Source organism: Bacillus salipaludis, assembly GCF_004358205.1.
On sequence record NZ_SMYO01000015.1, the window covers coordinates 77,400 to 92,336 of the forward strand.

Here is a 14,937-nt window from a genome sequence, read left to right on the forward strand (position 1 = left end):
ACGTTGAATGCAGAATCAATCAAAAAAGCTTCTGCTGTCTATTTTACTCTATTAAAAGATAAAGTAATTGACGAAAATAGCGAGCACTTCCAATCGTATTTTGATCCGGAAGTAAGACAGACCGTTCTATTATTAGCAGACGAGTCGGGTACATATATCATCGAATCGCCTAAACGGATCCATCTAGTTGTCCAGCCCACCGGCTCCGTCTTTGCTACGAATTTTACACATTTGAAAGAGAAGCATAAGCAAGTCGAAACGAAAAAACACTTTCATCTTATTAGCGTTGTGATTATGTCTTTCTTAGCAGCGATTGACCGGAACCAGGCGGCCAAAATCCGTATGAAGCGGGAAGGAATTAGCTACTACTCATTAGAGAGGCAAGTCAACGACCTCATAATGAATTGGGATAATATTCTAAAAGCAAAACCTACCTTCGGTGAAGAAGAGCGAATCGATATGAAGGAAGTTGTGACAACATGGAAATACATGGAGGTCGACACAGAAGATTATGGTGTTAAAAAAGGCAATAGACGAACCAGAATTGGTTTAATCGCCAGCGCTATGCGCCTATTAGAGACGGAGGGGCTGATCATCATTCTTGATCGGGATGATATTCCAAAGGTAATTCCTAAGAATGAGCTTTTTGAGCGTATTGAATACCTATATCACGATTACGACCGTTATGAATTACTAAAAAAATTAATGGCTACAGAGGAGGAGCAGCATGCCGAAAATCCATCGAATTAGAATTGTTGGCCTGAAGTATGATGGCATGCAAAAGCAATATAAAGACACCACTTTTAACTTCCATAATGAAGAGACATCAACAAATGGTCTCATTGCAATGATGAATGGCGGAGGGAAAGGGGTATTCTTACAAACCATTTTCCAAATCCTTAAGCCTGGTACCTCATGGGGAAAACAAAACAATCGTTATTATCAACAGTTCTTTTTTAATAATAAAGAGCAATTTATTCCGTATACCTTTCATGTTCTTATTCAATGGGAATTGGACGGTTCTGACAGCCGGCATCTGGTAACGGGGGGCATGTTCTCAGCCGAACAAAGGATTTCGATGAACGAAGAAAGTGGAAATGAAAGCAAAACGTTAGAACAAGAAGCGAAGATCCTCCCTAATATTACCTTTTATACAAGAGAATTTGAAGGGAAAGAAGAGGTATCGCTTGAGCATATTCCACTATATGAAAATGATGAGGTTGCTGAAACCGAAAGCTTGAAGGACTACTTAAAATGGAATGGATATGACGTTTACCGAGATACGAAAAAGCACTATCGCATTCTTGATACATACGGAATTAACCGTAAAGACTGGGATATTATGAAGGATATAAACAAGGATGAAGGCGGCGTTGGGAAATACTTTGAGGGATCTGAGGATGATCATTCTCTGTTCCAAAAACGAATCATTCCTACAATTAGCCAAGTCTTACATCGGACGGAACATCATAAGGACGATCTAGTGGAGATTTTCAAGAGTCAAGCAAGTATTGCGAAGGATTTGCCGGTTCTCTTAAAAAGAGAGCAAGCACATAAGGAATTTTTAGAAGACATTGTCCCTTTTGAAGAGAATCTAGCAAAAGGTGCAGCGCATAAAGAAATTGTTAATGGCAGTATTAAGGTAGGAAGACAACTGCTTGGAGCTTTGGAGCATTTGAAGCAATCGGAAGTGGAAACGCTGCTTACTTTAGAAAAAGACATTGAAAGATTAACAATCACACAAGCAGATTTACGCTTTCAAAAAGAAAACCTAGACTACGCCAAAGCTCATAGAGAGGTATTAGATTGGGAGAAGAAATTAGTAGAAGAAAGGAATAAGCATACTTCCTCTCAAGCAATCGTTCAGGAGAAACAGGAAAGAAAAGAGCTGCTAGCCTTTCATGCCTTATTGAAAGAGTGGAGTGAAAATGAACAAAGTATTCGCACTCTCGCACAGCAGATAACGACATTAGAACAAAATAGCGGCTTAGAGCAAGTGAATCAAAGAATGGATGAAATCAAAAAAGAAACTAAAAAGCAGTGGGAGCATTCTTATCTATCCCTACAAGAAGCTGTAAAGCTGTATTTGGGTTATCAAAAGTTTTTAAAGAAAAAAGGAAACGAACTTACACAACAGGATAAACAAAAGACAAAAGAGATTGCCCAGCTTAGTAGTGAAATTGATTTTTTATATACACAAATCCATACATTTGAGTCTAAGGAAGAAGCGCTCATCAAAGAGTTTGGCGACCGCATAACCTATGACTTAAAGGGCTTTATCCAGTTTCTTTCTAAACAAATTGATGATAAAAAGGCTTTGTTAGAAGAGCTGCAAGCAAAAGAGAAAGAATCTAGTGGACGGCAAAATCAACTTGCGACTTTACATGGTACGCTCGGTCAATCGATTCAGTTTTCAGAAGAAAAATGCGGAGAGTTAAAAGCTGCAATTGAGGAGCAAAAGCCAAAAGAAACAAAACTATTAGATAGGCTCCATGGCTTATTAGATGATGTTACTGCACCGTTCACACACGCGCTTCTTTCGAAATATGCGATACAGATTGAAGAGGTCCTAGTAAATAATAGAGAACAAGGGGAACAAATTAAAAAAGACCTTTGGGAAATACAACTAGATCATTCCTTAAATGATGAGCACTTCTGGATTCCAAATAAAGATGTGAAGGAATTAAAGGAATGGATCGATGAAAAGACGGGCATTGATGTGTTTTATGGGACCCAATTTCTTCAATCCTTACGTGCAGAGGAAATGACGAACCACCTTATGGCAAACCCACTTCTTCCATATGGGGTGGTCGTTAGTGGCCAACAATGGCAAAAAATTAATCAGCAGATTCTTTCGGGAAGAATGTTTAAAAGCCCTGTTCCGATTTTCATGCGTGAGGAAATGAACAGCAAAAATCAATCGCCATCCTACGTGATCATTAACGGAACAGAGAAAGAGCTATTAAGTGACAAAAATCTATTTATCGACTGGAAAATAAAGATTGCTAAACAAATAGAAGAAAAGAAAGATACTCTAATTGAAATTGAAAAAACCGAAACTTCCTTACGTCAAATTTTAAAAGAAATTGATCGGTTTATCTCAAGTGAGCTTTGTATTGATCTCGAGAAATCTTTGATTCAAGAACAAAACGCACTTCTTTCTAAGAAAATTGAATTACAAGATGTTACGACAAAACAGGAAAAAGAGAAAGAATTACAGCTTCAGCTAAATGAGCAGCGGCAAAAGGCCATTCAAAAAATAGATAAGCTTACAAGAGATGTGGAAACCTTAGAGGATTTTGATAAAGAAAAAACAACTCACCTAGTGAATAAACAGGTGAAACTAGAAAAAGAGAAGCAAAAGGAAGCCTTGGTCAATAAACAATTAGAAATAGGGAAAGAGCATGAAAAAATTGTTGAACTACAAAACCAGTGGAATCAAACATATTTAGAATGGAAGCTTACAAACGAACAAAATATAAAGGAGATCGCCGTCTTTATTGAAACAGCGGCATTTCCTGTTGATGAAAAAGCGGAGCAATGTGAAGAGGTCCCACGCTTATCACCACATTTATTAGAAGAGATAAATGGAAGCATCAGAGAGTTAATACAACTTCAAAAATCAAAAGAAGAACAGGCTAGAGAATTATTGGTTATTCAAGCAAGAAAAGAAACAGAACAAAAGCAACAAAAGAAATTAGCGAAAAAACTTGATACGCTTAACAAAGAATGGCATAAAGCTCCGGTACCAGATGAACCTATTAGTATATTAGAAAATATGCTACAAACCGCACAGAAGGAAGCGAAAGCAGCAGAAAAAGATGAACGGGAACAAGGTACAGCTGTAACAGTGGCAGAAACGTCCTTAAAGCATGCGACTGAGCAACGTGACAAGTCAGGTAAAAAAGTAGCAAAGCTTGAAAAACAGCCTGAAGAATGGGAAGAACTTGACTTAGAACTAAAGGAAGTCGAAATAAAAGATCAAACGAAAAAAACGATAGAAGAAAAAAAGCAGGCGGAAAAGCGCCAAAAAGAAATAGAAGCCAACATTACTGGTTATGAAGGGGATTTGTTAACATTATCCGTTATCCTTAAGGAGGAAGCTCTAGCATTTACGGATTCGGATTTAGAAAAAGTTAAAAGTCAAGGAAAAGCCTGTATCTTATCCTGGTGTGAAGAGCAACAAGCAATACAGGAAGATGGACAGGAGAAACATGCAAAAATCGAACAATCCTTGCGTAATTTAAAGCTTACAATTGAAGGAAAAGATTGGGAGATTCGTTTTAAAAATGATGTGTTAACCACATTAGATCATATGGATACGAGGCATTATTCGCATATTCAAAGCATTGTTCAAAATATGAAGCGTTTTTCTCAAAGTGGATTGGAACAATTAGAACGTGACAAGGAAAGGGCAGAAAAGGCTCAAAACTTCTGGGCAAGCCGTGCCAGCATGAAGGTCATGAGCATTTCAGAGGCGATTCGTTCCATGATTGCAAAAATGAAGCTGAAAAATGAACGAGGAAACTTTCCACTCGTCCAACTAAAAGAAGACATTTTGCCTAAAAAGGCTGAAGATATCGAGCCTTTGCTGAAGCAGCATTTTGTCGCTGCCATAAACAAAATTACGAAACAATTTGAGGTGATTGATAGTAGTAATCAAGCTGTAGATCAAGAAATAAAACAACTCATTAGTGATGAGCAAATATTGTTTGTATCTTTGCGGAATCGGTATCCTGAGCTACTCGTCTATAATATGCGAACGGATAATGCCTTTATGTACGGGAAACCGCAAAGAGAGCATTATTCAACCTGGCAGACCATTAATCAAGGTTCAAGGACGAAATCCGATGGTAGTGGAGGTCAAAAGCTATCAGCCCGAATGGTCATGATGATGATGTTATTATCCGTTAAAAACGAGACAGATCAAAGCTGGGTTCCTTTAGTCTGTGATAATCCATTCGGACAAGCTGCGTCGGCACATGTCCTTGATCCGATTTTCTCTGTTGCCGAAAAACTGAAGTTCCAATTCATCGTCGTCACTCCGCCCGAACTAGTGAAAACAGAAATCAGTCAAAGATTTGATGCCTATTATAAATTGGATTTTATTCGCGAAAAAGGAAAAGAAATTGTTACGGATACGATTGTTCCGGCATTTCGGATATACCAGGAAGCTGAAGTAACTCATTAAGTTAAAACAATGATTTGCTCAAAATGCCACACAGTCTTGTGTGGCATTTTTCTTCTGCTTGGCAATCATTCCTTTTATGTGAAATAATGGTAAAATGATACTCCGTAAAGTGAGGTGCAGAACATGCAACTTTCATTCACTATAAGGGGGCAGGGGGCGGAAGCCGTTTCCTATCTTCTTGCTAAAAATCCAAATAATCTTTATGAACGGGACGAAAAGGGATTTAAAACCCGAATTGTCTACACAACCTTTACACCGGATGAGATCCAATTTCTGATTTATGTAAAACCAGATGCTATTGATTTAGTGCGGAACTCAGCGGACATATATGATATTACCTCCTACATAAATGATCGCGAGTTTGCGGTTAGCAGTATTTTCACTTCAGCCATACGTAAAGCACTGGGCACTGCGCTAAATGGGAAACCACAAGAAGGATATTCGAAATGGGTTCAGCATCCTTTTGAAATGGAAATAGCCTTTGGTCCGGTTGCGTCTGATTTAAATGATGAGGAAATCCATGCATTATTCGAACCAATTGGCTATCAGGTCAACCTTGAACGAGGGGTGGCAAATAAGAAAATTCATGATAAAAGCTCGGCAAAATTCATTACCTTAAAAGGGCAGCAGTCCCTTCAAAATGCCCTGAAGCATGTGTTTCTTCTTATCCCGGTGTTGGATAACTATAAGCATTATTTTATTGATGAAAAAGAAATTGAAAAACTAGAGCGTTACGGGGAAGGATGGCTTGAAAGCCATCCGTTAAAGCAGTTGATTGTAAAACGGACATTAAGATTTGAAAACCTTATATCACAATCAAAGTTTTTTGAGATGGAACCGCCTAAGCCTGAGCTGCCAAAGGTTCGCTTAAATGACCTTCGCTATCAAGCGATAATTGATTCTATTAAAGGATTTCCAAACAAAGAAACGATTATTGACCTTGGTTCCGGTGAAGGAAAGTTATCGACCTTGCTTGGTTTTGTAGAAGGAGTAAAGGAGATACTTGCGGTAGAGCCCTCGAATAAAGCTCGGTTACGTGCCTTGGACCGGTTTCATCAAGCGAAGGAACAAGGCATATTTCTTGAACCTACCACAATGGCGGGCTCACTGTTTTATTTTGACGAACGATTGCAGAATAAGGACATTATGATTTTATGTGAAGTAATTGAACATATCGATGAAGCTCGGTTGGGGAGAATATTCAGAATGATTTTCCAGGATTATCGCCCACAGGTCCTAATCGTAACGACACCCAATCAAGAATACAATGTCGTCTATGAAATGGATGAGGAAATGCGGCATAATGACCACCGCTTTGAATGGACACGAAATGAATTTCAGCAAAAATGCGCCGAATGGATAGCAGGATGCTCTTATCGTGTTCAATTTCAAGGAATTGGTGAGGAGCATCCAACCTTTGGGCAGCCGACACAAATGGCGATATTTACAAGGAAGGAGGGATGATGATGAGGACTATTCATTTGCCCCATGCAGGAATTGTGTTATTTGTCGGACCATCTAATTCGGGAAAAACAACGCTTTTAAACCGATTAATCGCGGAAAATGTAATTCTCTCCTCTGAAGTCGTGAGTTCGGATCAGTTCCGCGTTCTTGTAAGTGATGTTGAATTTATCACTTGGAATGATCGGCCGAGGGATGAGGCGGATGCATTATATGATAAATATAACCAAATTTCTAAAGAGGCATTTCAGGCAATGGACTTTTTAATTGAAAAACGTTGCCGACTCAATAAAGTAACCCTGATTGATGCCACGCACTTACGGGTGGAAGATCGCGAGCGGTACCTGGAAATTGCAAAAAAACACCATGTCCCGGCCACAGCTATCGTGTTGAACCTTCCAGAAAAAGAGTTGCTCGAAAGGGATGAAGAAAGGGAATACCCCCGCGGGCGGAAGAGAATTAAGCAGCAGTTTCAACAGTTCCAAAAAACACTTCGTTCCATAAAAAAAGAAGGGTTTCAACGTTGTTATGTTTTAAATGAGGAAGATATCCAGACTATAGAAGTAAGCCGTATAGAAAATCCACTTGTAATCGATGTGGGTAATGGGATTGATTTGATCGGTGACATTCATGGGTGTTATGACGAGTTTCTTGATTTATTGAGAGAGCTTGGTTACATCGAAAACCAGGAAGGCTATTATGTACACCCTGATGGGCGAAAAATTCTTTCGTTGGGGGATATAATGAGCCGCGGACCTCGCTCCATTGATACCTTGCAATTTTTCCATAAGCATGTCGAAGCAGGTCTGGCTTATATGATTGACAGTAATCACGGCTGGAAAATTGCCCGTTGGTTGGATGGGCGTCAAGTAACGCTTGCTCATGGCGATGAGAAAGTTGAAGCAGAGTTTGAAAACTATGAAAAACGATTTGGAAAAGAAGCTACGGTTACTTTTAAGAAACATTTAAAGGAAATGCTTTTAGAGGCAAAATCTCATTATATTATCCAGAGAAATGGAGTAAATGTCGCTGTTGCCGTCCATGCCGGCATTAAAGATTACTATATTGGCAAGCAATCGCCTAGGATTTCCGATTTTTGCCGTTATGGCGATACGGATGGCCTTGATGAAAACGGGAAGCCGCAGCGAAAGGATTGGACGCTTTACCATAAATCAAGTGAGCTAATTCTTTGGGGGCATGACCCGAAACCGCAGCCCTTGCAAATCAACAATACCTTGAATATTGACCAGGGGGTTATATTTGGCGGCAGGTTAACGGCATTTCGCTATCCCGAAAAGGACTTGGTTTCAGTGAAAGCGAAGCAGGATTATGCCAATGTTCCTGACAATCCTTTAAAGGAATGGGAGAGCAAAAGGCTTGCCCCTCCGAATATCCGTAAATTTATTGATGGATTTGCTGTTATGACAGAGCAAAACAGGCATATTGCGATTGCGGCCGATGGAGTCAAGTCTGCTTTAGATGATCTTTCTCATTTTACTGTACCGATTGAGGAAATCCCTTATATTCCGCCAACGATGAGCCCAACGCCAAAGCCTTCAAGATTAGAGGGATATTTAGAGCATCCATTGGAAGCATTTGAATATTACCAAGCAAACGGAATCGATAAAATGGTCGTCGAGAAAAAGCATATGGGCAGCCGCGGGATTTTGTTTCTTTTTAAAAATAAACAAGTAGCAAAAGAGTATGTGGGCACGGAAACATTGGGGAGCATTTATACCCGGACAGGACGGCCGTTTTTTCAAAAAGATTTAGGCGAACGGATTTTGGAGATGCTCAATCGCGACTTAAGCGGGTATTTTGAAAAACACAACACTGATTTTGTCCTGCTTGATGCTGAAATTCTCCCGTGGAATTTGAAGGCGAAGGAATTGATTCTTAATCAATATGCGCATGTAGGGGAAATGGCGTTGCTGGATCGGAAGAAGATAAAGCAGATGCTTGAAAAGGCGATTGAAAACGGTAAAGGTGTGACGGAGTGGCTGCAGGAAACGAAGGTAGAGCTAGTGGAAGCGGAGATATTTAATGAAGTCTATCAAAACTATTGCTGGGAAACAGAAGGAATAGAGGGAATTCAAATTGCTCCATTCCATACCCTTGCCCATAGCAATCAATCGTTTTTCGACCAACCGCATCTGTGGCACATGGAAAAAAATCGTGAGTTTAGCCGACTTTCTACCTTATTTATAGAAACGGAATATCGTGTGGTATCGGATGAGGCTTCAATCGAGGCGGCGATCAAATGGTGGGAGGAAATGACGGAAAATGGGCATGAAGGTTTTGTGGTGAAACCCGAAAACTTTGTGGCCCGCCATAAAGGAAAACTCCTTCAGCCGGCCATTAAAGTAAGAGGACGCAAGTATTTGCATATTATTTATGGGATAGATTATTTAAAGCCTGAAAATCTGGTGAGGTTAAAACAAAGAAATGCCGGGAAAAAGCAGCGTAATGCCTTGAAGGAATTCTGCCTGGGGCTTGAATCGGTTCAGAGATTTGTCCGGCGGGAGTCATTGGAAAGAGTACATGAATGTGTACTGGGCGTGTTGGCGCTCGAGGCGGAGCCGATTGATCCGCGGTTATAAAATAGGGAGTTACCTAGTTCTATTTTCCTTTAAATAGCTAAAATTTCTTCACACTCTCAAGTATATTAGCAAATCATCTCCATAAGATGGTTAAAAGGATGCAGAAAAGGTGTGATGAAATGGCGGTACATGTGGTTCGTAAAGGAGAGAATTTGTGGGGGATATCCACGTTGTATGGGATACCCATGCAAACCATTGCCCAAGTAAATGGTTTAACTTCTTCAACATCCCTCGTACCCGGTCTTGCACTTTATATTCCAGATAAACTAATGCCCATTCGCTATTACCGTATAAAAGCTGGGGATCATATTTGGCAATTAGCTAATCAATTTAATACGAGTACCGCTGCGATTCTAGCAGCTAATCAGGGTATTAGCCCAAATCGGCTAGTTATCGGTCAAATCATTGCAATTCCCTCAGCTATAAAAATGGAAATAGCAACTCTTGGCTTTATTGTTCCGTCTGCAATAGAAGATATTCTTTCTACACTTGATACGTTGGCTAACCAACTAACCTATTTAGCAATCGTTGCCTATTCCTTTACGGAAGAAGGCTTTGCTTTTAATGAGATTGAGGATTCTGACATAGTAACAAAATGCAATCAATTGAACATTACACCTTTATTGATGATCCGAAATTATACGAAAGGTGACTTTAGTGCTGAGCTGGCAGGTAAAGTGTTAGAAAATCCAGTTTATCGGCAGAATTTAATTGCAAGCATTGTTAACTTAACCATTCAAAGAGGATTTGGCGGGGTGAGTATCGACCTTGAATTTATTCCTCCGCCAAGGCGTCAGGACTTCAATAAATTCCTAACGGATTTAAAAAGGGCATTAGGCAATCTGATTCTTCATGTAAATGTTCATGCCAAGACGGCTGATATTCCGACGAATCGCATTATTGGTGCTTATGATTATAAGGCTATTGGAAATGCAGCTGACATTGTCGCTGTGATGTCCATTGACTACGGGTATCCAACAGGTCCGCCTGATCCGATTGCGCCTATTACTTGGATGGAGCAGGTCGTCCGTTATTCACTAACGCAAATCAATCCGCGTAAATTGCAGATCGCCCTGCCTCTTTATGGGTATGACAAAATTGCTTCAACTCATTCTACGCATGCTTTATCTGTTCTTGCTGCTCAAAACCAAGCGATTGCAACCGGACAACAAATTCAGTTCGACAATTCCGCGAAATCCCCATGGTACCGATATTGGAAAAACCTCGAGGAACATGTGGTCTGGTTTGAGGATGTTCGGAGTTATATGGAAAAATATAAATTAATGGATGTATATCTGCTGTTAGGAACTACTTTTTGGCAATTAAGTCTGCCTGCTCCGCAAAATTGGGAATATCTTAGTCAAAAAATATCAGTTGTAAAAAATATCATTTGAATGGTCTGGCAATTTTTTTTTCGAAAACTTTTGGACAAACCTTAATGAAGTGTCTATGTTAAAGGACAATGTTAATCTTTGAACAGAGTTGATTGGAGCGGAAGGGACGAAGACTCCTTGAAAATGCTGACGCATTTCCTTCGTGCGTGTGCGAATTCAAGGATGCAATTCAATGTCCTGTGGCAGTACGGGACAGGGGAGACCCCGCAGGAGCGAAGCGACGAGGAGGCTCCCCGAACCGCCCACGAACCGCTTGTGCCTGGAGCGGAAATCAACAACTAAGTTTAACAGAACCAATGAAATAAGGAGGGTTGAAAAAAGGCTTGAGTAAAAGAGTAAAAAATTCACTGCTTATATTCGTTCTTTTCATTTCTGTAGCGGTACCTTACATACACGAAACCCCTGCTGAGGCCAAATCCTCAGTATCACTGGATCAAAAATTAAATCATCTCCTCTTGAATGAACCTGATTTAGGCGGTGCCATTGCCGGAATCAGTGTACGGTCAGCATCATCAGGGCAAATCATTTATGACCACATGGGGAATACCCGTCTTCGAGTGGCTTCAAATATGAAATTGTTGACCGCGGCTGCGGCACTAAATACTTTGGGGGAGAATTACCGATTTAATACAGAGGTGCTGACAAAAGGCAGGATAAAAGGAAAAACCTTGTATGGCAGCCTGTATTTAAAAGGAAAGGGCGACCCAACCCTTTTAAAAGCGGATCTTGACCACATGGCGGAGCAGCTTAAACTGAGCGGGATTGTTAAAGTTAAGGGTAACCTGATTGGGGATGATTCCTATTTTGATCATGTCCGTTATTCAACCGATTTACCTTGGTCGGATGAAACCACCTACTATGGTACGCAAATTTCCGCTTTGACCGTTTCTCCTGATCAGGACTATGATGCGGGAACGATTATTGTACGTGTTAAGCCGGGCAGCCAAAAGGGATTGAAACCAACTGTATCGATGTCACCGAAAACAAGCTTTGTAAAAATAATCAATCAAGCGGTAACAGTAGCTTCTGATTCTAAAAAGGATCTTAAAATAGAGCGGGGACACGGAAATAACATCATCACGATTTCTGGAACCATTCCGCAGAACAGTAAAAATGAACGGGAGTGGATAGGGGTTTGGGAACCAACGAACTATACACTTGCACTATTTAAGCAATCCCTTTCCGAACATGGCATTAAATTAACTGGAAAAATTAAAACAGGGATAACGCCTAAAGTTGCAATAGAGCAAGTCAGTCATTCCTCGATGCCGCTTTCCAAGCTGCTCGTTCCCTTTATGAAGTTAAGCAATAATGGTCATGCTGAGGTTTTGACTAAGGAAATGGGCAGAGTGAAAAAAGGTGAGGGAAGCTGGGAAAAAGGTCTTGAGGTCATTCAGAATGAGCTCCCGAATTTTGGGGTCAACCCGCAAACCATGCTGCTCAGAGATGGGTCTGGTATATCCCATGTGAATTTAATACCAGCCAATCAAATTTCACAATTGCTATATTCTGTCCAACAAAAATCTTGGTTTCCATTTTTCCTGAATTCACTGCCGGTCGCGGGTGAAAGTAAAAAAATGGTAGGGGGATCCCTAAGATACCGTTTGAAGACCCCGTTAACAAAAGGCAAGGTTTGGGCAAAAACAGGCACGATTAGCACAGTTACTTCATTGTCAGGATACGTACAAACCAAAAGCGGGGAAAAACTGATTTTTTCCATTTTATTGAATAATTTGTTGGATGAGAAAAAAGGGAAGAAGATTGAAGACAGGATTGTTGAGATATTGGCGGGTTCGTAAAAAGGGTGAGGAAATTTCTTAAGAGGTTCCTTCTCCTAGCGTAAAACCTGGAGTGCCCTCAAAAATGCAACCAAAGTTTAAATCTTTTTACTTTTCACACTACTTACCTTTAAGATGTTACTTAGAGACATTTTCTTATTTTTAGGTAAAACAAATTAAAGGGAGTGACTAGAGTGAAATCACAAATAATTCAATCCTTTGGTGATCCATCAGTATTTAAATTAAAAGAGATTTCAAAACCTGAATTGAAACCCGGACATGTACTTATTCAAGTAAAGGCTACAAATGTAAATCCAATTGATATCAAAGTCCGTGCTGGTGCAGTTCCAGCCGTTGCGCCCGAGTTTCCAGCAGTTTTACATGGAGATGTGGCAGGGGTGGTAGTTTCAGTGGGTGCAGGAGTAACCGAGTTTAAAATTGGCGATGAGGTGTTTGGATGCGCGGGTGGATTTAGAGGGACGACTGGCGGCGCACTTGCAGAGTTTATGCTAGCAGATGTTGATTTACTTGCTCATAAGCCGAAAAATTTGACGATGGAAGAAGCCGCAGCTTTACCACTAGTTACTATCACCGCTTGGGAAGCTTTATTTAATCGTGCAAGGCTTATAACTGGACAAGATCTATTAATCCATGGAGCCACCGGAGGTGTAGGACACATCGCCATTCAACTAGCCAAATGGGGAGGAGCGACAGTCTTTACAACTGCCTCTTCGCAAGAAAAGCTCGAGATTGGCAAGCGCCTTGGTGCTGATGTAACGATTAATTATCGAGAAGAAACCGTTCATGACTATGTACAAAAATATACAAACGGTAAAGGATTTGACGTCGTGTTTGACACGGTAGGAGGTGAAAACCTTGATCGCTCTTTTGAGGCGGCAGCGGTACATGGAACGGTATTAGCTATTGCTGCGCGTTCGACTCACGACCTCTCTCCCGTGCATTCGAAGGGACTTTCTCTTCATGTTACCTTTATGCTGTTGAAGATATTAAACAAAGAGATGCATAAACATTATGGAGAAATTTTGAAGAAGGTTGCTAGGGTGGTCGAGGAAGAGAAACTTCGTCCGCTTTTGGATTCAAACATTTTCACGTTTGATGAAGTCTCAGAAGCCCATGAGTACATGGAGTCAGGCAAGGCTATAGGAAAAGTTGTTTTGAAAAATAGTTGGTAATCTTATTGAAAATTGAAATAGGATTACCAACTTTACGTTCATTAAAAAGTAGATGGTCAATAGAATCTTTATAAGATTCTCAATGTACCGTCTGCTTTTATTTTTAAGCGAATGGGATTTAATGGTTTTCAGTTGCAAAATCAATCTTATAAACAAATGTTTTACAATGAATGCATGAGATATAGGAATGAAATTGGCCAAGATACAATTGATCAACTTCAACGTATATTTAATGTTCTACCATATAAGAATGTCGAGGAATTACAAACGGATAGTCTTAGCAATTCCGTACCAAATTCTAAACTCATTTCCTCTAGTGGTTTCGACTTCTTTTCGATTCTTGAAAGTGCAATTCGTGAAGCGGATCGAAAATGGAGGGAAGACGAATTTGAACAGCGGAACAAGAAAAAGAAAAGACAAAAGGGGATGGATCGTTAGACTACCTGTTAGCAAATAAAAAAGCTGCATCCTTTGCAACTGAAAATCCGATGAATAAGTCAATGAAAGAATTATATGTACATTAATTTAGGAATTAAAATATTAAACAAAATACACAAAAACTAATGGTGCTAGAACTTCGTCAATATGATTTTTATTTTAATTCTTGACAGTCTATAATTCTTATTTAGGATATTTATTCATTAATTAAAAACATGGATAGGAAAAGGTGATTCAAAAGACTATTTTAATTGCTTCTTCCGCAAATTTTTCTAACAGTAATCATAATTACCTTTTTCTCCGTTCCAAAAATTGATGAATAATTATTTTGTATAGTTATGTCAATCACTTTTTCTTTTATTTTGTTAATAGCTTAAAGAAAAAGAACGAATTCCGATGTAATTAAATTTGTAAAATACTTATCAAACAAGTGGAATTGAATATGTAATTTGGCTATTTAAAATGTTGCACATATCATAATTGAAGAAGTTAAAAAACCAGGAGCTTACCTGGCTTAGTCACAATGGTAATGAGGTGGAAACATACTGGTTGAAGGCAATTATTTGTATATATAATATTGCATATGTGGAGTTTAGTTTTGGGTATTTGCCTAATTTATAAAAATATGGGCGTCCAACGGAGCATAATAGGCATATTTAGTAACGAATTGACATCCTTAATAGATACGTAAATTTACATTATTGATGAAAAAAAGGGGGGGGCCAGTTAAAAAGTACCCTATAGAGTAGACACTTAAAAAAAGTGCTTTCTATAGGGTACTTTTTTTATATAATTTAATAACACAACTAGAGACATACTGGAGACGGAGAAATCATGAGTAAAAAGACTTTTACAGAGAAAGAAATCATAATTTTATCTAAA

Annotated in this window: 8 protein-coding genes; all 8 read left to right on the forward strand. The window is 39.5% G+C overall.

The features are described from left to right. The first annotated feature begins 3 nt into the window (after positions 1–3). The 8 genes from E2K98_RS24175 to E2K98_RS24210 all read left to right on the forward strand — a co-directional run bounded on the left by E2K98_RS24175 (position 4) and on the right by E2K98_RS24210 (position 14,055). Complete coding sequence (locus tag E2K98_RS24175) at positions 4–750, forward strand: DUF6063 family protein (RefSeq protein ID WP_133338736.1); 747 nt, start codon at positions 4–6, stop codon at positions 748–750. Beyond that, entirely contained in the window at positions 728–5,191 is a 4,464-nt protein-coding gene (locus tag E2K98_RS24180) for a hypothetical protein (RefSeq protein WP_133338738.1), read from the forward strand. The genes E2K98_RS24175 and E2K98_RS24180 overlap by 23 nt, the downstream gene beginning before the upstream one ends. A gap of 123 nt (positions 5,192–5,314) precedes the next feature. Next, complete coding sequence (locus E2K98_RS24185; protein ID WP_133338740.1) at positions 5,315–6,655, forward strand: 3' terminal RNA ribose 2'-O-methyltransferase Hen1; 1,341 nt, start codon at positions 5,315–5,317, stop codon at positions 6,653–6,655. Positions 6,656–6,657: 2 nt separating this feature from the next. Further along, the gene (locus E2K98_RS24190) at positions 6,658–9,252 is read left to right on the forward strand and encodes a polynucleotide kinase-phosphatase (RefSeq protein WP_407921226.1); all 2,595 of its coding nucleotides are present in this window, start codon (positions 6,658–6,660) and stop codon (positions 9,250–9,252) included. Between the two features lie 119 nt (positions 9,253–9,371). After that, the gene (locus tag E2K98_RS24195) at positions 9,372–10,646 is read left to right on the forward strand and encodes a LysM peptidoglycan-binding domain-containing protein (protein ID WP_133338744.1); all 1,275 of its coding nucleotides are present in this window, start codon (positions 9,372–9,374) and stop codon (positions 10,644–10,646) included. A gap of 323 nt (positions 10,647–10,969) precedes the next feature. Beyond that, positions 10,970–12,445 (forward strand): D-alanyl-D-alanine carboxypeptidase/D-alanyl-D-alanine endopeptidase, encoded by a 1,476-nt coding sequence (gene dacB / locus E2K98_RS24200; RefSeq protein ID WP_133338746.1) that lies wholly within the window; start codon positions 10,970–10,972, stop codon positions 12,443–12,445. A gap of 173 nt (positions 12,446–12,618) precedes the next feature. Beyond that, a complete protein-coding gene (locus tag E2K98_RS24205) occupies positions 12,619–13,617 on the forward strand; it encodes a zinc-dependent alcohol dehydrogenase family protein (protein ID WP_133338748.1) in 999 nt (332 codons plus the stop codon). A 132-nt stretch (positions 13,618–13,749) separates the two neighbouring features. Further along, on the forward strand, positions 13,750–14,055 hold the full coding sequence (locus E2K98_RS24210) for a hypothetical protein (RefSeq protein WP_133338750.1): 306 nt from the start codon (positions 13,750–13,752) through the stop codon (positions 14,053–14,055). Positions 14,056–14,937 lie beyond the last annotated feature (882 nt).

Coding starts and splice junctions, on each gene's coding strand:
- E2K98_RS24180 (WP_133338738.1), top strand. CDS start 728: ATGCCGAAAATCCATCGAATTAGAATTGTTGGCCTGAAGTATGATGGC.
- E2K98_RS24185 (WP_133338740.1), top strand. CDS start 5,315: ATGCAACTTTCATTCACTATAAGGGGGCAGGGGGCGGAAGCCGTTTCC.
- E2K98_RS24190 (WP_407921226.1), top strand. CDS start 6,658: ATGAGGACTATTCATTTGCCCCATGCAGGAATTGTGTTATTTGTCGGA.
- E2K98_RS24195 (WP_133338744.1), top strand. CDS start 9,372: ATGGCGGTACATGTGGTTCGTAAAGGAGAGAATTTGTGGGGGATATCC.